Source organism: Bacillus cereus group sp. BfR-BA-01316 (genome assembly GCF_022664195.1).
Classification (GTDB): Bacteria; Bacillota; Bacilli; order Bacillales; family Bacillaceae_G; genus Bacillus_A.
The window spans coordinates 1-26,162 of the sequence record NZ_JAKUGX010000026.1; the positions used below are offsets into that span (position 1 = coordinate 1).

Consider the following 26,162-nt stretch of genomic DNA (forward strand, 5'->3'; position numbering starts at 1 on the left):
GAAATCAAGAAAAATTGCTTGACATACTATAGTGGTACATGTTGTATAATAACAATGGACTATTTTGCTCATCATAAAAAAATGTAATTAAAAACATAAAATATGAGAGTGAAAAGAAAGAACGATGGAATTTTCTTTGAAAAGATTATATGATAGTAACTAAAGTAGTCTAGCTCACTTTCACCATTTATGAAGGGGGAAACGAGATGTCAATTGAAATTAAAACAAAGTACGGTCAAATTGATATTAGTACAGATGTAATTGCAACAATTGCTGGAGGTGCCGCAGTAGATTGCTACGGTATCGTAGGTATGGCATCAAAAAATCAGTTAAAAGATGGATTAACAGACATTTTACGAAAAGAAAACTTCACTAGAGGCGTTATTGTTCGTAAAGATGAAGACGAAGTACATATTGATATGTATATTATTGTGAGCTATGGTACAAAAATTTCAGAAGTAGCACATAACGTGCAGACTAAAGTGAAATATACATTAGATCAAACTGTAGGACTAGCAGTAGATTCTGTAAACATCTACGTACAAGGAGTTAAAGTAATAAACTTGTAATGTGCATTAAGGAGGAAAATCTGTGTCAATTCAAAAAATTGATGGAAAACGTTTATCACAAATGATCATTCAAGGAGCCAATAATTTAACAAATAATGTTCAGCTTGTTGATGCATTAAACGTATTCCCAGTTCCAGATGGCGATACCGGTACAAATATGAACTTATCAATGACTTCAGGCGCACGTGAAGTGAAAGCAAATCCTTCACAGCATGCTGGTAAAGTCGGTGTAAGTTTAGCTAAAGGATTATTAATGGGAGCTCGTGGTAACTCTGGGGTTATTTTATCTCAGTTATTCCGTGGTTTCTCTAAATCCATTGAACAAAAAGAAGAATTAACGACAGTTGATTTTGCTGCAGCTTTAGAAGCTGGAGTAGAGGCAGCTTACAAAGCGGTTATGAAACCAATTGAAGGAACGATTTTAACGGTTGCAAGAGAAACGGGTAAATATGCAGTGACAGTTGCGAAAAAACAGCGCGACTTTGTTTTGTTTATGGAAGACGTTGTAAAAGAAGCAAACGCATCGTTAAATCGTACGCCAGATTTATTACCTGTATTAAAACAAGTTGGCGTTGTAGATAGCGGTGGTAAAGGTCTTGTTGTTGTATATGAAGGATTTTTAGCTGACTTAAAAGGAGAAACAATTTCTTCTAATATGCCTGCCCAACCATCTATGAATGACATGGTACGCGCAGAACATCACCGTAGTGTACAAAGCCAATTGAGTACAGAAGATATTAAGTATGGATATTGTACGGAATTCATGGTGAAATTAGAGCCTGAAAAAATGAAGGAACATAATTTCTCTGAACAAAAATTCCGTGAAGATATTAGTGTGTACGGAGATTCACTACTTGTTGTATCGGATGATGAGGTTGTAAAGGTTCATATTCATGCGGAACATCCTGGAGATCCTATGAACTATGGACAACGTTACGGTAGTCTAATTAAGATCAAAGTAGAAAATATGCGTGAACAGCATACCGCTTTATTAGATGAACCTACCATGATGCCTGAACCAACGAATCAGCCAATAGAGAAACAACCGTATGGTATTGTAACTGTGGCTATGGGATCGGGTATTAAAACTCTATTTGAGAGCATTGGCGCAACGAAAGTTATCGAAGGTGGCCAAACGATGAATCCGAGTACGGAGGATATTGTGAAGGCGATTGAAGAGGCGAATGCTGAAAAAATCATCATCTTACCAAATAACGGAAATATAGTGATGGCAGCAGAACAAGCAGCGTCAGTTGTAGAACAAGAAGTTATTGTTGTTCGTTCAAAAACAGTTCCTCAAGGTATGGCTGCAATGTTAGCATTTAATCCAGTTGGAACGCTAGAAGAGAATGAAGAAAACATGAAAGAAGCTTTAGCTCATGTGAAAACAGGTCAGATTACGTATGCTGTTCGTGATACGGAAATTGACGGTGTAGCGATTCAAAAAGATGATTTCATGTGTATTGCAGATGGAAAAATTGTATCTACAAATGCTGAGAAAGTAGGAGCTGCAAAGCAATTACTAGAAGCGCTGATTGATGAGGATTCTGAAATCGTAACGATTCTACAAGGTGAAGATGCAACAGATGAAGAAGTGGCTGAATTAGTTGCGTTTGTAGAAGAGAACTTTGAAGATGCAGAAGTAGAAGTACATGCAGGGAACCAACCGGTGTATTCTTTCATCTTCTCTGTAGAATAAGAAAAGATTCGGTTTGAAAATAAATGGGTTACTTACTTTACTTGCTAATGGATAAGAAGTAGTGATATGAAGTTTATTACTAGTTTTTATTCAAAAGGCTAGCATATTGATGATAGAAAAGAGCCTTGCTGCTAATAGTGAGGCTCTTTTCTTACGTATTGTACAACTTTGTTTTATCCCGCATTAACGGGCAGTAAAACTCCTACCCCTAAATTCGGTTGGAGCAAAGAAGTTAGGTGGGAGATTAACTGCCCGTAAACGCCCGATTGGTTCAACTAATAATCAGTGGGGGATGAACAAAACCCCCACTGATTATAGTTTCACTTTATATAGAGGGATTAGAGTAGTTTCTCTTAGAATGCCTATGATAGAATATATAGGGTGAAATAGAGCGATTACAGATGTCAACGATGTTATTGGACAATCAATAGAATGAATCAAAGAAAATAATGTGACGGAGCGTGAGAATCTTGAATGAAGTTGTACAAGTTCCTGTTACGGATGTAAAGGGAATCGGAGGAGAAACATCTGAGTTGTTACACGAGATGGGAATTTATACAGTTTCTCATCTATTAGAACATTTTCCGTACCGCTATGAAGACTATGCGATGAAAGATCTTGCTGAAGTAAAGCATGACGAGCGTGTAACGGTTGAGGGGAAAGTTCATAGTGCTCCTTTACTGCAATATTATGGGAAGAAGAAGTCACGTCTTACAGTTCGTGTTCTCGTCGGTCGTTATTTAATTACAGCTGTATGTTTTAATAGACCATACTATAAACAAAAGTTAAATTTAGATGAAACGGTAACGATTACTGGTAAATGGGATCAGCATCGCCAAACAATTGCTGTATCAGAACTGAATTTTGGACCGGTTGTACGACAACAAGAAGTAGAACCTGTATATTCAGTGAAAGGAAAACTGACAGTAAAACAGATGCGCCGTTTTGTTGCACAAGCATTTAAGGAGTATGGAGATTCTATAGTCGAAGTGTTACCAGATGGTTTGTTAAGTCGATATAAATTATTATCACGCTATGAAGCGCTCAGAGGGTTACATTTTCCAGTGGGACAGGAAGACTTAAAGCAAGCGCGTCGCCGTTTTGTATATGAGGAGTTTTTCTTGTTTCAGTTGAAAATGCAAACATTACGGAAAATGGAAAGGGAAAACTCGAAAGGGACGAAAAAAGAAATTTCATTAGTAGAATTGCAAGAGTTTACTGATGCACTTCCGTTTCCATTAACTGGCGCACAACGCCGGGTTGTAGATGAAATAATGAAAGATATGACATCTCCGTACCGAATGAATCGATTATTGCAAGGGGATGTAGGTTCTGGGAAAACAGTTGTTGCTGCGATTTCTCTTTATGCGGCGAAATTGGCTCATTATCAAGGTGCTTTGATGGTTCCTACAGAAATTTTAGCCGAACAACATTATCAGTCGCTCGCGGAGACGTTTTCACATTTCGGTATGAAGGTTGAATTGCTAACAAGTTCTGTTAAAGGTGCGAGACGTCGAGAAATTTTGTCGAGATTAGAACAGGGAGAAGTAGACATCCTTGTTGGGACGCACGCTTTAATTCAAGACGAAGTTATATTTCATAGGTTAGGTCTCGTTATTACCGATGAACAGCATCGATTTGGTGTGGCGCAGCGCCGGGTTTTACGTGAGAAAGGTGAAAGTCCAGATGTGTTGTTTATGACGGCGACCCCAATTCCACGAACGTTAGCTATCACTGCATTTGGAGAGATGGACGTTTCTATTATCGACGAAATGCCAGCTGGTAGAAAGGTAATCGAAACGTACTGGGCAAAACATGATATGTTAGATCGTGTTCTCGGCTTTGTGGAGAAAGAGATAAAAAAAGGAAGACAGGCATATGTTATTTGCCCTCTTATTGAAGAGTCTGAGAAGCTTGATGTACAAAATGCTATCGACTTACATAGTATGCTGACTCATCATTATCAAGGGAAATGCCAAGTTGGATTAATGCATGGGAGACTATCATCTCAAGAAAAAGAAGAGATAATGGGACAGTTTAGTGAAAATAAAGTGCAAATTCTTGTGTCGACAACAGTTGTTGAAGTAGGTGTGAATGTACCAAATGCGACTGTTATGGTTATTTATGACGCGGAACGTTTCGGTTTATCACAGCTCCATCAGCTGAGGGGGCGTGTAGGGCGTGGTAGTGAACAATCATATTGTTTATTAATTGCGGACCCGAAATCAGAAACGGGAAAAGAAAGAATGCGCATTATGACTGAAACAAATGATGGATTTGTATTGTCAGAAAAAGATTTAGAGTTACGAGGTCCTGGGGATTTTTTTGGAAGTAAGCAAAGTGGTCTACCAGAATTTAAGGTTGCTGATATGGTGCATGATTATCGGGCGTTAGAAACAGCAAGACAAGATGCGGCGATACTAGTTGATTCAGAAGCGTTTTGGCATAATGATCAGTATGCTTCGCTGCGTACTTATCTTGATGGGACAGGTGTGTTCCAGGGAGAGAAGCTCGATTAAAAGTAGTCTGCAAAAATTTTTGTTGCATTCTACTTTTAATGATTATATACTACTTTTAGTACCTAGTCATAAAAATGGATGGTGCGGTATGAAAAAAAGAAGAAGTAAAAAAGAAAGACAAGAATTATTAAAACAAACAATAGAAACGAATCCTTTTATAACGGATGAAGATTTAGCGGAAAAATTTCAAGTGAGCATACAAACTGTTCGTCTTGATCGTATGGAATTATCTATTCCTGAATTAAGAGAACGAATTAAGCATGTGGCTACAAAACAACATGAAGAAGATGTGAAATCTTTACCGTTAGAAGAGGTTGTCGGAGAAATTATCGATATAGAATTAGATAGACACGCGATTTCTATCTTTGAAGTAAAGGTAGAACATGTATTTAAAAGAAATCAAATTGCTCGTGGGCATCATTTGTTTGCACAAGCAAACTCACTAGCTGTTGCGGTTATTGATGAAGAATTAGCTTTAACTGCAAAGTCCACCATTCGATATATTCGTCCTGTAAAATTAGGAGAGCGTGTTGTTGCAAAAGCACGTGTTGAAGATGTAGAGAATGATAAAGGACGGACGGTTGTCAAAGTGCGTAGCTTTGTTGGAGAAGAACTTGTTTTTACAGGCACTTTTGAAATGTATCGATCTAGTAATTATAGTGAGGAAGGTAACAACTTATGAAAATCGCAATAGATGCAATGGGCGGCGATCATGCGCCAAAGGCTGTAGTATTAGGAGCAATGAAAGCTATTAAGGAATACTCAGATTTACATATTACGTTAGTAGGGAAAGAAGAGGGAATTCGTCAATATTTAACGAGTGAAGAGCGAATTACTATACTTCATACGGACGAAAAAATCGAATCGACAGATGAACCAGTAAGAGCGGTTCGTCGAAAAAAACAAGCTTCAATGGTACTAGCAGCGCAGCAAGTAAAAGACGGTGTAGCGGATGCTTGTATATCAGCAGGTAGTACAGGAGCTTTGATGGCAGCTGGATTGTTTGTTGTTGGTCGTATGGAAGGAATTGAACGACCAGCTTTATCACCTACAATGCCAACTGTTGATGGAGAAGGCTTTGTTATGTTAGATGTTGGAGCAAACGTTGATGCAAAACCAATTCATTTATATCAATATGCAGTAATGGGCTCTGTTTACGCAGAGAAGGTAAGAGGAATTAAAAATCCACGCGTTGGACTTTTAAATGTTGGAACAGAGGATGGTAAAGGAAACGAGCTTTCAAAACAGGTCTTTGCTATGCTCAAGGATGCACCAATTAATTTCGTTGGAAACGTTGAATCAAGAGATTTATTGCAAGGTGTAGCAGACGTTGTTGTATGTGATGGTTTTACGGGTAATGTAGCGTTGAAATCATTAGAAGGAACAGCACTTGCGTTATTCTCTATGTTAAAAGAACAATTAATGAGTTCGTTTACGAGCAAATTAGCAGCAGCGGTATTAAAACCAAAACTTATGGTATTGAAAGATAAAATGGATTATTCGGAGTATGGAGGAGCGGCGTTGTTTGGATTGAAAGCTCCTGTCATTAAGGCTCACGGTTCTTCTAATGACCAATCGATATTTAGTGCGATTCGTCAAACGAGAGAAATGGTAGCGAAAGAAGTAATTCCTACAATTTCAAGTGTAATGGAGAAGGAGCCGCTTCAATAAGAGGAGGATTTGAAATGGGAAAAATAGCATTTCTTTTTCCGGGCCAAGGTTCACAGGCAGTTGGAATGGGTAGACAGTTAGCGGAGAATAATAAAGAGGTTGCGAAAGTGTTTGCAAAAGCGGATGAGGTTTTGCATGATTCTCTTTCAGAAGTTATTTTTGAAGGACCGCAAGAAAAGTTAACATTAACGACAAATGCGCAGCCGGCACTATTAACAACGAGCTTTGCAATTTTAACAGCTTTGAAGGAGTATGATATTACACCTGGTTTTGTCGCAGGACATAGTTTAGGTGAATATAGCGCTCTTGTAGCTGCTGGTGCATTAACATTCGAAGACGCTGTATATGCTGTAAGGAAACGTGGAGAATATATGGAAGAAGCTGTTCCGGGCGGGGAAGGTGCAATGGCAGCTATTTTAGGTGCCAATCCGGATATGCTGAAACGAGTTACAGAAGAAGTAACAAGTGAAGGATACGCAGTACAAATTGCTAATATGAATAGTACGAAGCAAATTGTTATTTCTGGAACAAAGCAAGGAGTAGAACTTGCTTCTCAAAGAGCGAAAGAAAATGGTGCTAAAAGAGCAATTCCGCTCAAAGTAAGTGGACCGTTTCATTCCTCGCTTATGAAACCAGCTGCTGAGAAATTCCAAAGTGTTTTAAATGAAATTACAATTCAAGACACGAATATTCCTGTTATTGCAAATGTTACGGCAGATGTTATTACACGTGGTACAGATATTCAAGAAAAGCTAATTGAACAGCTCTATTCGCCTGTATTATGGTACCCATCTATTGAGTATATGGTGAATCAAGGGGTAGATACATTTATTGAAATCGGACCTGGAAAAGTACTTGCTGGTCTTATGAAGTCGATTGATTCTTCAGTGAAAGCATATGCGATATATGATGAAGAGACATTAAAAGATACCATTTCAAATTTGAGAGGAGAAAGCTGATGTTAAAAGGGAAAGTAGCATTAGTAACTGGTGCTTCACGTGGGATTGGTCGTGCGATTGCCATTGATTTAGCGAAACAAGGGGCAAATGTTGTAGTAAATTATGCTGGTAATGAGCAAAAGGCGAATGAAGTAGTTGATGAAATAAAGAAATTAGGTTCAGATGCCATTGCAGTAAGAGCAGATGTTGCAAATGCTGATGATGTTACTGCAATGGTGAAACAAACTGTAGATACGTTTGGACAAGTTGATATTCTTGTAAATAACGCTGGTGTAACAAAAGATAATTTATTAATGCGTATGAAAGAAGAAGAATGGGATACAGTTATTAATACAAACTTAAAAGGTGTTTTCTTATGTACGAAAGCAGTATCGCGCTATATGATGCGTCAACGTCATGGACGTATTATTAATATCGCTTCTGTTGTTGGTGTAACAGGAAACCCAGGACAAGCAAATTATGTTGCTGCTAAAGCTGGTGTAATTGGATTGACAAAAACATCAGCAAAAGAATTAGCGAGCCGAAATATTACTGTAAATGCAATTGCTCCAGGGTTTATTGCGACTGATATGACGGATGTATTAGATGAAAATATAAAAGCAGAAATGTTAAAATTAATTCCTGCAGCTCAGTTTGGAGAAGCGCAAGATATCGCAAATACTGTGACGTTTTTCGCTTCTAATCAAAGTAAATATGTTACAGGTCAAACGTTAAATGTTGATGGTGGTATGGTAATGTAATAAAAGAATCGATTTCACCTAGTTTTTTTGGACAATATTTTATATAATATTTGAGGGGAGGTGAATAGAATGGCAGATGTTTTAGAGCGTGTAACAAAAATTGTCGTTGATCGTTTAGGAGTAGAAGAAACTGAAGTAGTACCAGCTGCAAGCTTCAAAGAAGATTTAGGCGCAGACTCCCTAGATGTAGTAGAACTTGTAATGCAATTAGAAGATGAATTCGAAATGGAAATTTCTGATGAAGATGCTGAAAAGATTGCTACTGTTGGCGATGCTGTGACTTACATAGAGAGTCATCTATAATGTTGAGTGAAGTCCCGTTTTTTAACGGGGCTTCTCGGCTTATATCTGGAGGGACCTATGCCGTACCGAAAACATAGAGAAAAAAAATACGAAGCAAAATATCGTGAAGCTTTTAAAGTATTTCAAGAAAAGATAGGTATTACGTTTACAGATGAAAAATTATTGATTCAAGCATTTACGCATTCATCGTATGTGAATGAGCATCGAAAAAAACCGCATGAGGACAATGAGCGTCTTGAATTTCTTGGCGATGCTGTATTGGAACTCACTGTATCACAGTATCTGTTTCAAAAATATCCGACAATGAGCGAAGGAGAGTTAACAAAACTACGTGCAGCTATTGTATGTGAGCCATCTCTTGTTCGTTTTGCAAACGAAATGTCATTTGGTAGCCTTGTTTTATTAGGAAAAGGTGAGGAAATGACGGGTGGACGTGAACGACCAGCTTTATTAGCGGATGTCTTTGAAGCGTTTATTGGTGCCCTTTATCTTGATCAAGGGCTAGAAACAGTTTGGGGATACTTAAAAGAAGTTGTATATCCAAAAATTAATGAAGGTGCTTTTTCTCATGTGATGGATTATAAGAGTCAATTGCAAGAATTGATTCAGCGTGATGGTAGTGGCAATATTGAGTATCAAATTTTGCAAGAAAAAGGACCGGCCCATAACCGAGAATTTGTGTCCCGTGTAACTTTAAATAATGAGGCATTAGGTCTTGGAAGTGGTAAGTCAAAAAAAGAGGCAGAGCAACAAGCTGCTGCAGAAGCATTGAAAAAATTAAAAGAACAATCATGAGGAATCCCCCTTTGAATGAGGGGGATTCCTTATGCATAGAATGAAACTTTCCTTTTATTTATAAATAAAAGGAGTGGGAAATCCGTATAGTAGCTTGTTTTCGTACAGACAACGTTTACAACAACGGAGAATAGGAGGAAGGCCTTTCGTGTTTTTAAAAAGATTAGAAATAGCAGGATTTAAATCTTTTGCTGAGCGTGTATCTGTCGATTTTGTTCCAGGTGTAACTTCTGTAGTAGGACCTAACGGGAGCGGGAAAAGTAATATTACTGATGCAATTCGCTGGGTACTTGGTGAACAATCTGCAAAGTCATTACGCGGTGCAAAGATGGAGGATATTATTTTTGCCGGCAGTGATACGAGAAGAGCGGTTAATGTTGCTGAAGTTACATTAACTTTAAATAATGAAGACCAACGCTTACCGATTGAGTATAACGAGGTGTGTGTAACGCGTCGTGTATCTCGTTCGGGTGATAGTGATTTTTATATTAATAAACAATCTTGTAGATTGAAAGATATTATTGATTTATTTATGGACTCTGGTATGGGAAGAGAAGCTTTTTCAATTATTAGCCAGGGGAAAGTCGAAGAGATTTTGAGTAGTAAATCAGAAGAACGTCGTGGTGTATTTGAAGAAGCTGCGGGTGTGCTGAAATACAAACTTCGTAAAAAGAAAGCTGAAGGGAAATTGGCGGAAACACAAGAAAACTTAAATCGTGTACAAGATATTATTCACGAATTAAGTAGTCAAGTAGAACCACTAGAAAGACAAGCTTCTATTGCGAAAGATTATCTTGAGAAAAAAGAAGAATTAGAGAAAGTAGAAGCAGCGCTTATTGTACATGAAATTGAAGAATTACATGAAAAGTGGGAAGCGCTTCGAAATCAATTTGGGCATAATAAAGATGAAGAAGCTAAAATGTCGGCGAACTTACAAAAAAGTGAAGAAGAGCTTAAGGAATTACGCGGGCAATTACAAGCCGTTGATGAATCTGTAAATTCCTTACAAGAAGTTCTACTTCTGTCTAGTAAAGAACTAGAAAAACTAGAAGGGCAACGCGAGCTGTTAAAGGAAAGAAAGCAAAATGCAAGGACACATTGTGCGCAGCTTGAAAAGCTAATTGTTGAGTTAACAGAGAAAGCTACAAGTTATGATGGCGAAATTGAAACAAGTACAGAAGCGTTAATGCAATTTGTGAATCAAGTAAAAGAATTGGAGAAGAAATTGCATGATAACGAGCAATTACTTGCGACTTTTGCTGAGAATTTAGAGGAACAAATTGAGAATTTAAAAGGTGACTATATTGAACTTTTAAATCAACAAGCAAGTCTTCGTAATGAATTATCTATGATTGAAGAACAATCAAAACAGCAAAACTCTAAAAACGAACGACTTGATGAAGAAAATGAAAAGTATGTACAGATGCGTGTGGAAATTACAGCGAAAAAGGCGAAACTTGTAGAAAGTTATGAGCAAGCGAGAGAGAAAATAGCTGGCATTATTTATAACATACAGAAGACAGAAACAGCACTTGGGAAATGTAAGTCACAGTATAGTGAAAATGAAACGAAACTGTATCAAGCGTATCAATTTGTGCAACAGGCGCGCTCTCGGAAAGAAATGTTAGAAGAGATGCAAGAGGACTACTCTGGCTTCTATCAAGGGGTACGTGAAGTATTAAAGGCTAGAGAAAATAGGCTACAAGGTATTGAGGGAGCTGTTGCAGAACTTCTGACTGTGCCGAAAGAATATGAAATCGCGATGGAAATCGCCCTTGGGGCAGCGATGCAACATATCGTAGTACAAACAGAAGAACATGCTCGTAATGCAATTGCATTTTTAAAGCAAAATAAACATGGCCGTGCAACGTTTTTACCTCAAACTGTTATTAAAAGCCGATCGCTATCATTTGATCAATTACGCATTGTGAATCAGCATCCATCGTTTGTCGGTGTAGCGGCAGAACTTGTGCAGTACAATAATAAATATGAGAATGTAGTTTCAAGTTTATTAGGTACAGTTGTTGTTGCGAAAGATTTACGCGGAGCAAATGAGTTAGCGGAACAACTGCAATACCGCTATCGTATTGTAACACTCGAAGGTGACGTAGTGAATCCGGGTGGTTCTATGACGGGTGGCGCTGTAAAACAGGCGAAATCCTCTTTATTGGGACGTCAACGTGAACTTGAAGAGTGGACTAAAAAACTAACTGACATGGAAGAAAAAACAACGAAGCTAGAAAACTTTGTTAAAGCAGTAAAGCAAGAGATTCAAGAAAAAGAAGTACAAATACGAGAGCTACGCCAAGGTGTAGAGACCGAACGTGTAGATGAACAGAAGCTAAGAGAAGAAATTAATCGTTTAGAATTAGATGAACATCGTATTAATGATCGTTTATCGATTTACGATTTAGAGATTGAAGGATTTTTACAAGATCAAGTAAAAATGCAAGGGCGCAAAGAAGAGTTAGAAAAGATTTTAGCGACTCTTCAAGCGGAGATTGGGGAATTAGATAGCAAAATCGTCGTTTTAACGAAACAAAAAAGTGAACAACATTCTTCAAAAGAAAAAGTTCAGAAGGAAATGACGGAGCTAAAAGTACAAGCTGCTGAACAACAACAACGTTTGTCTAATCAAAAAGAAAAAGTCGAACGATTGACGAAGGAAAAAGAAGAGACTGATGCGACGCTTGTAAAAACGAAAGAAGATTTAGCGTTCTTAAAGCAAGAGATGACATCTAATTCAAGTGGCGAAGAACAAATTATGAATATGATTGAGAAGAAAGCGTATGATCGTAATCAAACTTCGGAGTTAATTCGTTCTCGTCGTGAACAACGCGTATCATTGCAAGAAAGAGTCGAGCATTTAGAGCGCGGTGCGAAAGAAACAATAGGTAAACATAAATATATTCTTGAGATGTTGAAAGATCAAGAAGTGAAAATTAACCGACTTGATGTAGAGCTGGAAAATAGATTGCAACATTTACGTGAAACATATACTATTTCATTTGAAGCAGCAAAACTTAAGTATACAATGATGATGCCTGCAGAAGATGCACGTAAAAAGGTGAAACTAATTAAACTATCCATTGAAGAGTTAGGTGCAGTAAATTTAGGGGCAATTGATGAGTATGAACGTGTAGCAGAGCGCCATACATTCTTATTAGAGCAAAGAGATGACCTAGAAGAAGCGAAATCGACATTGCATCAACTTATTACGGAAATGGATGAAGAGATGAAAAAACGCTTTTCTACTACGTTCGAAGGGATTCGAACAGAGTTTCAATCTGTATTCTCTGAATTATTCGGAGGTGGAAGAGCGGATTTAGTAATGACAAATCCAGAAGATTTACTAAATACTGGTATTGATATTGTAGCGCAACCACCAGGGAAGAAACTACAAAACTTAGGTTTACTTTCAGGGGGAGAGCGTGCTTTAACGGCAATTGCGCTCTTATTTGGTATTTTAAAAGTACGCCCAGTTCCATTCTGTGTGCTAGATGAAGTAGAAGCAGCTCTTGATGAGGCAAACGTTGCTCGTTTTGCGCAGTATTTAAAGAAATTTAGTGATGAAACACAGTTTATTGTAATTACACACCGAAAAGGTACAATGGAAGAGTCTGATGTATTGTACGGTGTCACAATGCAAGAATCAGGGGTGTCGAAGCTTGTTTCTGTTCGTTTAGATGATGGTGAAGAACTTGTTGCAAGTAGATAGGAAGGATGGGAAGTATGAGTTTTTTTAAAAAATTAAAAGAAAAAATTTCAAAACAAACGGATACGGTAACAGAGAAGTTTAAACAAGGATTAGAAAAAACGAGAAATTCATTTGCTGATAAAGTAAATGACTTAGTGTACCGTTACCGTAAAATAGACGAAGATTTCTTTGAGGAATTAGAAGAAATTTTAATTAGTGCGGATGTCGGAGTTTCGACAGTGATGGAATTAATTGATCAGTTGAAAGAAGAAGTGCAACGTCGTAACATTCAAGATCCGAAAGAAGTACAGGCTGTTATTTCTGAAAAGCTAGTGGGAATTTACAAAGGTGACAGCGACTTTAGTAATGAAGTTAATATACAAGAGGATCAATTAACAGTAGTTTTATTTGTTGGTGTTAATGGTGTGGGGAAAACGACGACGATTGGTAAGCTTGCACATAAATTTAAATCAGAAGGTAAGTCTGTCCTATTGGCGGCAGGAGATACATTCCGTGCTGGGGCGATTGAACAATTAGAAGTATGGGGCGATCGTGTTGGTGTAGAAGTAATTAAACAAGGATCAGGATCTGACCCAGCGGCGGTTATGTATGATGCTGTACAAGCGGCAAAGGCCCGTAAAGTGGATGTATTGCTATGTGATACAGCAGGGCGCTTACAAAATAAAGTAAACTTAATGAAAGAGTTAGAGAAAGTGAAGCGTGTAATTGAGCGTGAAGTACCAGGGGCTCCTCATGAAGTATTACTAGTTATTGATGCAACAACAGGACAAAATGGTTTAAGCCAAGCGAAAACATTCCGTGAAGCAACGAATGTTACTGGTATTGTTTTAACGAAGTTAGATGGAACTGCTAAAGGTGGTATCGTCTTAGCGATTCGTAACGAAATGGATGTTCCGGTGAAATTTGTTGGGCTAGGAGAGCAAATGGATGATCTGCAGCAGTTTGATCCAGAACAATATGTTTATGGTTTGTTTGCGAACTTAGTAGAAACAGAAGAAGTATAAAGGAAAGAAGCGGCATTACCGCTTCTTTTTCTATAAAAAATAAGTGATGTTAAGAAAAAAACTTGACACTCTTTTGTACTCCATGTAAACTAATTCATGTAAAGGGAAATCACTTAACAAAGGATGATCCAACATGCTCGAAAAAACAACGAGAATGAATTATTTATTTGATTTTTATCAATCGTTGTTAACGCAAAAACAAAGAAGTTATATGTCGCTTTATTATCTAGATGATTTATCTCTTGGTGAAATTGCGGAAGAATTTGATGTAAGTCGCCAAGCCGTGTATGATAACATTAAACGGACTGAAGCGATGCTTGAAGAATATGAAGATAAATTAGTATTACTTCAAAAGTTTCAAGAGCGACAGCGACTTGTTGCAAAGCTAAAACAGCTAATCAGCGAAGAAGAGCATGTGAATGAAGAAATGAAACAAGTTGTTGAAGCTATCGAAAAATTAGATTAGGAGGGCGGCAATATGGCATTTGAAGGATTAGCCGACCGACTTCAACAGACAATGCAAAAAATCCGCGGCAAAGGAAAAGTTTCTGAAGCCGATGTGAAAGAAATGATGAGAGAAGTTCGTCTAGCTCTTTTAGAAGCGGATGTTAACTTTAAAGTAGTAAAAGATTTTATAAAGCGTGTGTCTGAGCGTGCTGTCGGACAAGATGTAATGAAAAGTTTGACACCTGGACAACAAGTAATTAAAATCGTACAGGAAGAACTTACAGAACTTATGGGCGGAGAGCAAAGCAAAATTGCTGTTGCTAATAAGCCACCTACTGTTATAATGATGGTTGGTCTGCAAGGTGCGGGTAAAACAACGACGACAGGTAAGCTTGCGAATTTACTTCGTAAAAAGCATAATCGTAAACCGATGCTTGTTGCAGCGGATATTTACCGTCCAGCAGCGATTAAACAGCTTGAAACATTAGGGAAGCAATTGGACATGCCTGTTTTCTCCTTAGGAGATCAAGTAAGTCCGGTTGAAATTGCGAAACAAGCGATTGCGAAAGCAAAAGAAGATCATCACGATTATGTTTTAATCGATACAGCGGGTCGCCTGCATATTGATGAAGAACTAATGGATGAATTAGCGAAAGTCAAAGAAGTTGCGAAACCGGATGAAATTTTCCTTGTTGTCGATGCGATGACAGGACAAGACGCGGTAAATGTAGCGCAAAGTTTCCATGAACAGTTAGGGTTAACAGGTGTTGTATTAACGAAATTAGATGGTGATACGCGCGGTGGTGCGGCATTATCTATTAAGGCTGTAACAAATACACCAATTAAATTTGCTGGTATGGGTGAAAAACTAGATGCAATTGAAGCGTTCCATCCAGAACGTATGGCATCCCGTATTTTAGGGATGGGCGACGTCTTAACATTAATTGAAAAAGCGCAAGCTACAGTTGATGAAGAGAAAGCAAAAGAACTTGAGCAAAAAATGCGTACGCTTTCGTTTACGCTTGACGATTTCCTAGAACAACTTGGACAAGTGCGTCAACTTGGACCGCTTGACGAATTGTTAGGAATGCTTCCTGGTGCAAATAAAATTAAAGGGCTGAAAAATGCACAAGTTGATGAAAAACAAATTGGGCATATTGAGGCAATTATTCGTTCTATGACTAAAGTAGAACGAGAACAACCGGAAATAATCAATGCTAGTCGTAAAAAGCGCATTGCCAAAGGTAGCGGTACAACAGTACAAGAAATCAATCGTCTAATCAAGCAATTTGATGATATGAAAAAAATGATGAAGACGATGACGGGAATGCAAAAAGGTAAGAAAAAAGGACTAGGTGGATTGAAGTTTCCATTCATGTAAGGAAAAAAGATGGCTCTGTTAAGAAAAAATACTTTACAAAGCAATAGTCTTTTTGCTAATATAATTATCTGTGTGAAATAAATTCGGAGGTGCTTTATAAATGGCAGTTAAAATTCGTTTAAAACGTATGGGAGCTAAAAAAACTCCTTTCTATCGTGTAGTTGTTGCAGATTCTCGTTCTCCTCGTGACGGACGTTTCATTGAGGAAATCGGTACTTACAATCCGGTTGCTCAACCAGCGGAAGTTAAGATCAACGAAGAAGCAGCATTAAAATGGTTAGGAAATGGTGCTAAACCATCTGATACAGTTCGTAACCTTTTCTCTAACCAAGGTATCATGGAGAAATTCCACTTATCTAAACAAGGTAAGTAATTGAGGCAATGACAATGAAAATGTTAGTCGAGACAATTGTTAAACCTCTTGTAGATCATCCTGGAGATGTAAAAGTTACACAGGAACTTTGCAACGGAGAAATAAAGTATCGATTAACTGTACATCCTGAGGATGTTGGAAAAGTCATTGGAAAGCAAGGGAAAGTTGCGAAAGCGATTCGAATGCTCTTGTATTCAGTGGGACATCATAATGATGAGAACGTCACACTGGAAATTCAATAAACGTAAAAAGGGCGAGGAGTTATTTCCTCTCCCTTTTTTAACATTTAAAGAGAAATTGCATGTTCCATATATAAAATGGAAATGCTTAATTTATATAGAAACCAGGGGTGACATACTATTTATGACAAAATGGTTTAACGTAGGGAAAATTGTAAATACTCATGGCGTAAAAGGAGAAATTCGTGTTATTTCTCGTACTGATTTTCCAGAAGAGCGATATAAGGTAGGGAACACGTTATACATATGGGATGAGAAAGGTACAGAATATCTTACAGTGAAGGTAACTTCTCATCGTCAACATAAGACATTTGATTTATTAACACTTGAAGGATACAACAATGTAGATGAAGTAGAGAAGTTTAAAGGTTCTTTAATAAAAGTACCAGAAGAGCAGTTAGGCGAACTAGCTGAAGGTGAATACTACTACCATGAAATTATTGGTTGCAACGTTGTAACGGAAGAAGGAGAAGCGTTAGGGACAATCAAAGAGATTCTATCTCCTGGTGCGAATGACGTTTGGGTGATTAAACGTCCAAAGGGTCAAGATCTGTTAATTCCTTATATTGATGACGTTGTACTTCAAGTTAACATTGAAAATAAATTAGTAACCATTCATGTAATGGAAGGTCTACTATAATGAAAATTGACATTTTAACATTGTTTCCAGATATGTTTACGGGAGTATTTGGGTCTTCAATTTTAAAGAAAGCACAAGAAAAAGAAGCGGTAGAGCTTCGTGTTGTCAATTTCCGTGAGTATACAACTAGTAAGCATAATAGTGTAGATGATTATCCGTATGGTGGGGGCGCTGGTATGGTATTAACCCCGCAGCCTATCTTTGACGCAGTAGAAGAGTTAACGAAGGAAACAGACCGTAAGCCGAGAATCGTCTTAATGTGTCCACAAGGAGAGCGTTTCACGCAGAAGAAGGCAGAAGAGCTTGCTGGAGAAGAGCATGTTATTTTTGTATGTGGCCATTATGAAGGATACGATGAACGAATTCGTGAGCATCTTGTAACAGATGAGATTTCTATTGGGGATTACGTATTAACGGGTGGAGAATTGGCTTCTATGGTAGTCACTGACAGTGTTGTACGTCTTTTGCCAGGAGTGCTTGGGAATCAAACGTCACAAGTGGAAGACTCTTTTAGCACAGGTTTGTTAGAGCACCCACATTATACACGTCCTGCTGATTTTCGTGGTATGAAGGTACCGGATGTACTAATGTCAGGAAATCATAAAAACATTGATGAATGGCGCCATAAAGAATCACTACGTCGTACGTACACACGTAGACCGGATTTACTGGAAGAACGAGAATTATCTAAGCAAGAAGAGAAATGGCTGGAACAGATTAAAGAAGACCGATAAGGGCTTGATATATTTTCTATTGCAACAGTCCTAGCAATATGCTATTATAACATTTGTGCTACTGAAATCAGTAGCCGTATTAACGATGTTCCGCTGTAATTTAATAAGACTTTATAAGAGCATCTGTTTAAAGGAGAGAATTTAATATGCAACAATTAATCACAGAAATCACAAAAGGCCAATTAAAAACTGACCTTCCTTCATTCCGTCCTGGAGACACTTTACGTGTACACGTAAAAGTAGTTGAGGGAACTCGTGAAAGAATTCAGCTTTTCGAAGGTGTTGTAATTAAACGTCGTGGTGGCGGAATCAGTGAAACATTCACAGTTCGTAAGATTTCTTACGGTGTAGGTGTTGAGCGTACATTCCCAGTTCACACGCCAAGAATCGCGAACATCGAAGTACTTCGCCGTGGTAAAGTACGTCGTGCTAAGTTATACTACTTACGTAACCTTCGCGGTAAAAAAGCACGTATTAAAGAAATTCGATAAGACATGTATGGGAGCTTGTAAATACACAAGCTCCCTTTTTCCAATCTATATGAAATTTTGGTATAATACGAGCAGCTTACATAACTGTGGAGGGGAAATCATGAAGAAAGAGAAGAGCTCACTTTGGGAATGGATCAAAGCAATTTTGATTGCTGTTGTATTAGCGGGCGTAATTAGACAGTTTTTCTTTGCCCCAATTCTCGTAGATGGTGTATCGATGTCGCCGACTTTACATGACCGTGATCGAATGATTGTTAATAAAATTGGCTATCACATAGGTGATCCGAAACACTTTGATATTATTGTATTCCGAGCGACGGAAGAAAAAGATTATATTAAGCGTATTATTGGCCTGCCAGGCGACGAAATCGAATACCGTAATGATAAACTATATGTTAACGGGAAACCTTATGAGGAGCCGTATTTAGATAAGCAGAAAAAACAACTTGCTGACGGACCGCTTACATATGATTTTACTCTTGAAGAAATGACAGGAAAGAAAACTGTTCCAGAAGGTCAATTATTTGTTTTAGGCGATAATCGTCGTTTTAGTAAAGATAGCCGTTCGATTGGTACAATTTCAATGGACCAAGTGATTGGTAAAGCAAATATGCTATATTGGCCGTTAAAAGATGCACGTATTGTGAAATAAAAGAAAAAGAAGGTGGCAACATGGTAATCCAATGGTTCCCGGGACATATGGCAAAGGCTAGACGCCAAGTAACAGAAAAATTAAAGTTAATTGATGTTGTAATTGAGCTTGTAGATGCTCGATTACCTTTATCTTCTCGTAATCCAATGATTGATGAAATTATTACACATAAACCAAGGCTTGTTGTTTTAAATAAAGCGGATATGGCGGATGATCGTCTTACAAAGCAGTGGATTGCATATTTTGATGAAAGAGGTCAAAAGGCAATTTCAATTAATGCGCAAGCTGGACAAGGTATGAAAGAAATTGCAGCAGCTTGTAAAGTGCTGGTCAAAGAAAAATTCGATAAAATGGTTGCTAAAGGCATTAGACCAAGAGCAATTCGTGCTTTAATTGTAGGTATTCCAAACGTTGGTAAATCTACACTGATTAATAAATTAGCGAAGAAGAATATAGCAAAAACAGGAGATCGTCCTGGTGTGACAACGGCCCAGCAGTGGATTAAAGTTGGGAAAGAAATGGAATTATTAGATACACCAGGTATTTTGTGGCCTAAATTTGAAGATGAATTAGTTGGTCTTCGTTTAGCGACGACTGGTGCAATTAAAGATTCTATATTAAATCTACAGGATGTAGCTATTTATGCGTTACGTTTTATGGAAAAACATTATCCAGAACGTTTAAAAGAGCGATATAAGTTAAATGACATTCCAGAAGAAATTGTGGAGTTATTTGATGCAATTGGAAAAAACAGAGGTTGCTTAATGGGCGGCGGAATGATTGATTATGATAAAACATCTGAGCTTATACTTCGTGAGCTTCGTGGTGGAAGATTTGGAAAAATGACATTTGAAACACCAGAAGAGTTTGCGGAGCAGGTGGAAGATGTAGAAAAAGTAGAAGAAGTATAAGACGTGCGTTTGTACGTCTTTTCTTTTTGGTTACGTTTAAAAGGAGTGTAAATAGATGCAAAAAATGACTATTCAAGAAGCGGAATGTTTGCTGCAAGAAATTATGAGTGAAGAAGACGAGCGTTTTCAAATGTTAGTGAAAGATGAGCGAAAAGGTGTTCAAAAACTAATTTTGAAGTGGTATAAACAAAAAGAGTTAGCGCAAAAAGAAAGAGAAAAATTTCTAGAAATGTCAAAGTACGAAAATGAGTTACGTGAAAAAGGCCTCACATACATTGCTGGCATTGATGAAGTGGGCCGTGGGCCGTTAGCAGGACCGGTTGTGACGGCGGCTGTCGTCCTTCCAGAAGATTTTTATATTCCAGGATTAAATGACTCGAAAAAATTAAGTGAAGCGAAACGTGAGCGTTTTTATGATGAAATTAAAAAGCATGCAATTGCGATTGGAGTGGGAATTGTATCACCACAAGTTATTGATGAAATAAATATTTATCAAGCGACGAAGCAAGCGATGTTAGATGCCGTTGCTAATTTATCATGTACACCAGAATATTTATTAATCGATGCGATGAAGCTTCCTACATCAATTCCGCAAACATCAATCATTAAAGGTGATGCGAAAAGTGTCTCTATTTCAGCTGCATCTATTATTGCGAAAGTGACGAGAGATCGCATGATGAAAGAGTTAGGAGGAAAGTATCCTGCATATGGATTTGAACAACATATGGGATATGGGACGAAACAGCATTTAGAAGCGATTGAAGTACATGGAGTATTAGAGGAACATCGAAAATCATTCGCGCCAATTAAAGATATGATTCAAAAATAAGCTGTATATTCACAGCTTATTTTTTATTTTGGTATATAAACATTATTATTTTCGAAAAAGAATAAAGCGATTTCAGTTTTCTGACACTTTATTGTAGACAGCGTGCCAATCATCTTATACAATGGCAATGTAATGTTTTTTAAACATTAAAAAACTTTTTGAGTAAAACAGGAAAACAGGGGAGGATGGGACCATGAATATCCATGAGTACCAAGGTAAGGCAGTCCTTAGAAGCTATGGGGTTAGCGTTCCGAACGGGAAGGTTGCATTTACAGTAGAAGAAGCTGTAGAAGCAGCGAAAGAATTAGGAACGGACGTATGTGTAGTTAAAGCGCAAATTCACGCTGGTGGACGCGGCAAAGCTGGCGGTGTAAAAGTTGCGAAAAGTTTAGAAGAAGTTCGTACATATGCAGAAAGCATTTTAGGAACTACACTTGTGACGCATCAAACAGGTACTGAAGGTAAGGAAGTAAAACGCTTACTTATCGAAGAAGGTTGCGATATTAAAAAAGAATATTATGTAGGTCTTGTATTAGATCGTGCAACTTCTCAAGTTGTTTTAATGGCATCTGAAGAAGGTGGAACAGAAATTGAAGAAGTAGCAGAAAAAGCGCCTGAAAAAATCTTTAAAGAATATATTGATCCAGCAGTAGGTTTACAAGGTTTCCAAGCGCGTCGAATCGCGTTTAACATCAATATTCCAAAAGAACTTGTAGGACAAGCTGTGAAGTTTATGATGGGCTTATACAGTGCGTTTATCGAAAAAGATTGCTCTATTGCTGAGATTAATCCACTTGTTACAACAGGTGACGGTAAAGTTATGGCGTTAGATGCAAAATTAAACTTTGATTCTAATGCGCTATATCGCAATAAAGATATCTTAGAACTTCGTGATCTTGAAGAAGAAGATTCAAAAGAAATTGAAGCTTCTAAATATGACTTAAACTACATTCCTTTAGATGGAAATATCGGTTGTATGGTTAATGGTGCAGGTTTAGCAATGGCTACAATGGATATCATTAAACATTACCATGGTGACCCAGCTAACTTCTTAGATGTTGGTGGCGGCGCAACAGCTGAAAAAGTTACAGAAGCATTCAAAATTATCCTTTCTGACAAAAATGTAAAAGGCATCTTCGTTAACATTTTTGGTGGCATTATGAAGTGTGATGTTATCGCAGAAGGTGTTATTGAAGCAACGAAGCAGGTAGGTCTTGAGTTGCCTTTAGTTGTACGTCTTGAAGGTACAAACGTAGAGTTAGGAAAGAAAATTTTAAATGAGTCTGGTTTAAATATTGTTGCAGCAGAATCTATGGCAGACGGTGCACAAAAAATTGTTTCACTAGTGGGCTAATAGAAAGCGGGGGAGAAAAATGAGCGTATTAGTTAATAAAGATACAAAAGTTATTGTTCAAGGTATTACAGGTTCTCAAGGGTTATTCCATACAAAGCAAATGATTGAATACGGTACGAAAATTGTAGGTGGTGTAACACCAGGTAAAGGTGGCACTGATATTGAAGGTGTACCAGTATTTGATACAGTAGAAGATGCTGTGAAAGCAACAGGCGCAAACGCTTCAGTTGTATACGTTCCACCCGCTTTTGCGGCTGATGCAATTATGGAAGCAGTTGATGCAAAGGTTGATTTAGTAGTATGTATTACTGAAGGAATCCCTGTATTAGATATGGTAAAAGTAAAGAGATATATGGCGGGTAAACATACACGTTTACTTGGACCAAACTGCCCTGGTGTCATTACACCTGACGAATGTAAAATTGGTATTATGCCAGGATATATTCACAAAAAAGGTCATGTTGGTATCGTATCTCGCTCTGGTACATTAACGTATGAAGCTGTACATCAGTTAACACAAGAAGGTATTGGCCAATCTACTGCTGTAGGTATCGGCGGAGATCCTGTTAACGGTACGGACTTTATTGATGCGTTAAAAGCATTTAATGAAGATGAAGAAACGCATGCTGTAATTATGATTGGTGAAATCGGCGGTACGGCAGAAGAAGAAGCAGCAGAATGGGTAAAAGCTAATATGACAAAACCAGTTGTAGGCTTCATTGGTGGTCAAACTGCGCCTGAAGGCAAACGTATGGGTCATGCTGGGGCGATCATTTCTGGCGGCAAAGGAACTGCTGCTGAAAAGATTAAAACAATGGAAGCTTGTGGTATTAAAGTAGCGGAAACACCAGCTGTTATGGGTGAAACATTAATCTCTGTTTTAAAAGAAAAGGGATTATTTGAGACTTGTAAAAACTACTAATCTTTTTGAAAGACACCTTCTTATTAGAGGGTGTCTTTTTACACATTTTTTGTTTACATAATAAAAATTATGGGTAAGGAGAATTGAGATGAAAAAAGAACGTTTATTGCACCTTCATTACATGTTGGCGGATCATTGGAAGGCGATGGAGAGACTACTATATGTTGATCCAGAACTGAAGGGAATATACACTTTTAGTCCGAAACAATTTGAATATTACGCTGGAATATCCCCGAAAAAATCTTCAGAACTAGCAAATTTCCTTCAGACTTCAAATCTAAAGCAATATGTCTCCTATTTAGAAAAAAATCGAATATTTTATATAACCATATGGGATGAGGAGTATCCACAACTGTTGCAGGAAATACAAGATCCCCCTTTTGTTTTATACGGAAAAGGAGAGAGAGATTTTCTCAGCAAGATAAATAAATTAGCGATTGTTGGAACGAGTGAACCGTCTTTATATGGAAAGGAGAGTATGAAGTTTATTTTACAACCTTTATTTGAAAAAGAATGGCTTATTGTTAGTGGGTTTGCAAGAGGGATAGATACAATTGCTCATGAAGTTACAGTAAGGCAGCATTGCCCGACTATTGCAATATTAGGACACGGGTTATCTTATATGTATCCAAAGGAGAATAGAGGTTTATATGACACGTGGAAAGATTATATATTGTTATTGACAGAGTATCCGCCGCATTATGTGCCGAAAAAATGGTATTTCCCAAAAAGAAATCGAATTATTAGCGGTATAAGTAAAGGTGTTTTAGTTGTAGAAGCGAAAATGAGAAGTGGATCCCTTATTACTGCAGACCTTGCGTTAGAACAAAATAGAGAGGTGTTTGCGCTTCCTGGACCTATATTTATAGAGAGTGCAGCGGGAACGAATCATCTAATTCAACAAGGCGCAAAGCTAGTAAGAAATGCGGAGGATATCCTTGAAGGAATTTTAAATTAACCATATATTTTTATGTTTTTATTAAACAATTATTGACAAATGGTAGATTGTCGCTGTATGGTATATTCATTCTTGATTGACAAAAACAAGAGAAATCAATAAGATTGATGAAGACTTGAATCCACCTCTTAAGGAGGCACTAGCATGTCAGATTACCTCGTAATCGTGGAGTCGCCTTCTAAGGCGAAGACCATTGAAAAATATTTAGGGAAAAAATACAAAGTCGTCGCGTCCATGGGACATGTCCGCGATTTACCTAAAAGCCAAATGGGGATAGAAGTAAAGAATAACTTCACCCCGAAGTATATTACCATTCGTGGTAAGGGTCCCGTTTTAAAAGATTTAAAATCAGCGGCAAAAAAAGCAAAGAAAGTCTACCTCGCGGCCGATCCGGATCGTGAAGGAGAAGCAATTGCTTGGCATTTAGCAAATACGTTAAATGTGGACGTTGAATCAGATTGCCGAGTTGTATTTAATGAGATTACAAAAGATGCAATAAAAGAATCATTTAAATATCCTCGTGCAATTAATATGGATTTAGTAGATGCACAACAGGCAAGGCGTATACTCGATCGTCTTGTTGGCTACAATATTAGTCCTTTATTATGGAAGAAAGTAAAAAAAGGATTAAGTGCAGGACGCGTACAATCTGTAGCAGTTCGTTTAATCATCGAACGTGAAAGAGAAATTCAAAGTTTTGAACCTGAAGAATTCTGGACAATTAAAACAGAATTTGCGAAAGGGAAAGACACATTTGAAGCAAGCTTTTACGGTGTAGATGGTGAAAAAGTTCAATTAACGAACGAAGCACAAGTGAACGAAATAATCGAAAAGATGAAAGACAATGCGTTTTCGGTTGAAAATGTAACGCGAAAAGAGCGAAAGCGTAACCCTGCATTACCGTTTACAACATCTTCTCTACAACAAGAGGCAGCGCGTAAGTTAAATATGCGAGCAAAGAAAACAATGATGCTTGCACAGCAGCTGTATGAAGGGATAGATCTTGGAAAACAAGGGACTGTAGGTCTTATTACGTATATGAGAACTGATTCAACACGTATCTCAGAAACAGCTCAAACAGAGACTCGTGATTACATTACTGAGGCGTTTGGTGCGGAATACATAGGAACAGAGAAGAAGAAAGAAACGAAAAAGTCGAAAGCACAAGATGCGCATGAGGCGATTCGTCCTACTTCGGTAATGAGAAAGCCAGAGGAACTAAAAAGTTTCTTAAGTCGTGATCAACTCCGTTTGTATAAACTGATTTGGGAGCGATTTGTTGCAAGTCAAATGGCATCTGCTATAATGGATACTGTTACAGCGAGACTCATTAATAACGATGTTCAGTTCCGTGCAAGTGGATCAGTTGTAAAGTTCCCAGGATTTATGAAAGTGTACGTAGAGTCGAAAGACGATGGTGCGGAAGAAAAGGATAAGATGTTGCCACCGTTAGAAGTAGGTGAAACTGTATTTTCAAAAGATATAGAACCAAAGCAACATTACACACAGCCTCCGCCGCGTTATACAGAGGCTCGTCTAGTAAGAACACTTGAAGAGCTTGGAATTGGGAGACCGTCTACTTATGTACCGACACTTGAAACAATCCAAAAACGAGGATACGTTGCTTTAGATAATAAACGCTTCGTTCCGACTGAGCTTGGTGGAATAGTAATCGAACTTATTTTAGAGTTTTTCCCAGAAATTATTAACATTGAATTTACTGCCAATATGGAGCAAAGCCTTGATGAAGTAGAAGAAGGAAATGCAAATTGGGTGAAAATTGTTGATGATTTCTACGTAGGATTTGAACCGCGCTTAGAAAAAGCGGAAAAAGAAATGCGTGAAGTGGAAATTAAAGATGAACCAGCTGGGGAAGACTGTGAATTATGTAGTCACCCGATGGTCTTTAAAATGGGTAAATATGGGAAGTTTATGGCTTGTTCAAATTTCCCGGAATGTCGTAATACAAAACCGATTGTAAAAGAAATCGGTGTTACTTGTCCGAAGTGTGATAAAGGGCAAATTATTGAACGCCGTAGTAATAAAAAGAAACGTCTTTTCTACGGATGCGGTACGTATCCAGAATGTGACTTTGTATCTTGGGATAAGCCAATTGGTCGTAAATGTCCGAAGTGTGAAGGTATGCTCGTAGAGAAAAAGTTGAAAAAAGGCGTGCAAGTACAATGTATTTCGTGTGATTATGAAGAAGAACAACAAATGTGAGCGTAACTGCTCACATTTTTTTCGGGAAGAA

Annotated in this window: 25 protein-coding genes; all 25 read left to right on the forward strand. The window is 37.9% G+C overall.

Translation table 11 applies throughout. From position 1 onward, the window contains the following. Positions 1 to 206: 206 nt before the first annotated feature. Positions 207 to 569: an Asp23/Gls24 family envelope stress response protein gene (locus tag MR071_RS18185; protein WP_000021109.1), complete on the forward strand. Its 363-nt coding sequence runs from the start codon at positions 207 to 209 to the stop codon at positions 567 to 569. A gap of 22 nt (positions 570 to 591) precedes the next feature. Next, the gene (locus MR071_RS18190; protein ID WP_242237376.1) at positions 592 to 2,268 is read left to right on the forward strand and encodes a DAK2 domain-containing protein; all 1,677 of its coding nucleotides are present in this window, start codon (positions 592 to 594) and stop codon (positions 2,266 to 2,268) included. A 470-nt stretch (positions 2,269 to 2,738) separates the two neighbouring features. Then, on the forward strand, positions 2,739 to 4,787 hold the full coding sequence (gene recG, locus MR071_RS18195; RefSeq protein ID WP_105586431.1) for an ATP-dependent DNA helicase RecG: 2,049 nt from the start codon (positions 2,739 to 2,741) through the stop codon (positions 4,785 to 4,787). Between the two features lie 88 nt (positions 4,788 to 4,875). Next, entirely contained in the window at positions 4,876 to 5,469 is a 594-nt protein-coding gene (gene fapR, locus MR071_RS18200; protein WP_105586432.1) for a transcription factor FapR, read from the forward strand. After that, positions 5,466 to 6,458, forward strand: a complete 993-nt coding sequence (gene plsX / locus MR071_RS18205) for a phosphate acyltransferase PlsX (RefSeq protein WP_002128828.1) — start codon at positions 5,466 to 5,468, stop codon at positions 6,456 to 6,458. The genes fapR and plsX overlap by 4 nt, the downstream gene beginning before the upstream one ends. Before the next feature lie 14 nt (positions 6,459 to 6,472). Continuing rightward, entirely contained in the window at positions 6,473 to 7,417 is a 945-nt protein-coding gene (gene fabD, locus MR071_RS18210) for an ACP S-malonyltransferase (protein WP_105586433.1), read from the forward strand. Then, entirely contained in the window at positions 7,417 to 8,157 is a 741-nt protein-coding gene (gene fabG / locus MR071_RS18215) for a 3-oxoacyl-[acyl-carrier-protein] reductase (protein WP_105586434.1), read from the forward strand. Before fabD ends, fabG begins: the two co-directional genes overlap by 1 nt. A 69-nt stretch (positions 8,158 to 8,226) precedes the next feature. Further along, entirely contained in the window at positions 8,227 to 8,460 is a 234-nt protein-coding gene (gene acpP / locus MR071_RS18220) for an acyl carrier protein (protein ID WP_002014515.1), read from the forward strand. 57 nt (positions 8,461 to 8,517) lie between these two features. Next, positions 8,518 to 9,255: a ribonuclease III gene (gene rncS, locus MR071_RS18225; RefSeq protein WP_070144596.1), complete on the forward strand. Its 738-nt coding sequence runs from the start codon at positions 8,518 to 8,520 to the stop codon at positions 9,253 to 9,255. Between the two features lie 148 nt (positions 9,256 to 9,403). Beyond that, positions 9,404 to 12,973, forward strand: a complete 3,570-nt coding sequence (gene smc, locus MR071_RS18230; RefSeq protein WP_242237380.1) for a chromosome segregation protein SMC — start codon at positions 9,404 to 9,406, stop codon at positions 12,971 to 12,973. Positions 12,974 to 12,987: 14 nt separating this feature from the next. After that, complete coding sequence (gene ftsY / locus MR071_RS18235; RefSeq protein ID WP_000007653.1) at positions 12,988 to 13,977, forward strand: signal recognition particle-docking protein FtsY; 990 nt, start codon at positions 12,988 to 12,990, stop codon at positions 13,975 to 13,977. Positions 13,978 to 14,110: 133 nt separating this feature from the next. Further along, complete coding sequence (locus MR071_RS18240; protein ID WP_000891061.1) at positions 14,111 to 14,443, forward strand: putative DNA-binding protein; 333 nt, start codon at positions 14,111 to 14,113, stop codon at positions 14,441 to 14,443. 12 nt (positions 14,444 to 14,455) lie between these two features. Further along, positions 14,456 to 15,805 (forward strand): signal recognition particle protein, encoded by a 1,350-nt coding sequence (ffh, locus tag MR071_RS18245; RefSeq protein WP_002111383.1) that lies wholly within the window; start codon positions 14,456 to 14,458, stop codon positions 15,803 to 15,805. Between the two features lie 100 nt (positions 15,806 to 15,905). After that, the gene (gene rpsP, locus MR071_RS18250) at positions 15,906 to 16,178 is read left to right on the forward strand and encodes a 30S ribosomal protein S16 (RefSeq protein ID WP_000268750.1); all 273 of its coding nucleotides are present in this window, start codon (positions 15,906 to 15,908) and stop codon (positions 16,176 to 16,178) included. A gap of 14 nt (positions 16,179 to 16,192) precedes the next feature. Then, positions 16,193 to 16,420 carry a KH domain-containing protein gene (locus tag MR071_RS18255; RefSeq protein WP_002088196.1) on the forward strand — a complete coding sequence of 76 codons (228 nt, stop codon included), beginning with the start codon at positions 16,193 to 16,195 and terminating at the stop codon, positions 16,418 to 16,420. 121 nt (positions 16,421 to 16,541) lie between these two features. Continuing rightward, a complete protein-coding gene (rimM, locus tag MR071_RS18260; protein WP_105586438.1) occupies positions 16,542 to 17,057 on the forward strand; it encodes a ribosome maturation factor RimM in 516 nt (171 codons plus the stop codon). Continuing rightward, a complete protein-coding gene (gene trmD / locus MR071_RS18265; protein ID WP_002014522.1) occupies positions 17,057 to 17,791 on the forward strand; it encodes a tRNA (guanosine(37)-N1)-methyltransferase TrmD in 735 nt (244 codons plus the stop codon). Before rimM ends, trmD begins: the two co-directional genes overlap by 1 nt. 146 nt (positions 17,792 to 17,937) lie before the next feature. Next, positions 17,938 to 18,282 (forward strand): 50S ribosomal protein L19, encoded by a 345-nt coding sequence (rplS, locus tag MR071_RS18270; protein ID WP_002014524.1) that lies wholly within the window; start codon positions 17,938 to 17,940, stop codon positions 18,280 to 18,282. A 100-nt stretch (positions 18,283 to 18,382) separates the two neighbouring features. Beyond that, positions 18,383 to 18,934, forward strand: a complete 552-nt coding sequence (gene lepB, locus MR071_RS18275; RefSeq protein WP_105586439.1) for a signal peptidase I — start codon at positions 18,383 to 18,385, stop codon at positions 18,932 to 18,934. Positions 18,935 to 18,954: 20 nt separating this feature from the next. Continuing rightward, positions 18,955 to 19,845, forward strand: a complete 891-nt coding sequence (gene ylqF, locus MR071_RS18280; RefSeq protein WP_002066792.1) for a ribosome biogenesis GTPase YlqF — start codon at positions 18,955 to 18,957, stop codon at positions 19,843 to 19,845. 55 nt (positions 19,846 to 19,900) lie between these two features. Beyond that, positions 19,901 to 20,674, forward strand: coding sequence for a ribonuclease HII (locus MR071_RS18285; protein ID WP_105586440.1), 774 nt, complete (start codon positions 19,901 to 19,903; stop codon positions 20,672 to 20,674). A 193-nt stretch (positions 20,675 to 20,867) separates the two neighbouring features. Beyond that, a complete protein-coding gene (sucC, locus tag MR071_RS18290; protein WP_242237383.1) occupies positions 20,868 to 22,028 on the forward strand; it encodes an ADP-forming succinate--CoA ligase subunit beta in 1,161 nt (386 codons plus the stop codon). Between the two features lie 19 nt (positions 22,029 to 22,047). Beyond that, entirely contained in the window at positions 22,048 to 22,950 is a 903-nt protein-coding gene (gene sucD, locus MR071_RS18295; protein ID WP_105586442.1) for a succinate--CoA ligase subunit alpha, read from the forward strand. 88 nt (positions 22,951 to 23,038) lie between these two features. Next, positions 23,039 to 23,908, forward strand: a complete 870-nt coding sequence (gene dprA / locus MR071_RS18300; RefSeq protein ID WP_242237386.1) for a DNA-processing protein DprA — start codon at positions 23,039 to 23,041, stop codon at positions 23,906 to 23,908. A gap of 144 nt (positions 23,909 to 24,052) precedes the next feature. Beyond that, positions 24,053 to 26,131, forward strand: a complete 2,079-nt coding sequence (gene topA, locus MR071_RS18305; protein WP_105586444.1) for a type I DNA topoisomerase — start codon at positions 24,053 to 24,055, stop codon at positions 26,129 to 26,131. Positions 26,132 to 26,162: the final 31 nt, after the last annotated feature.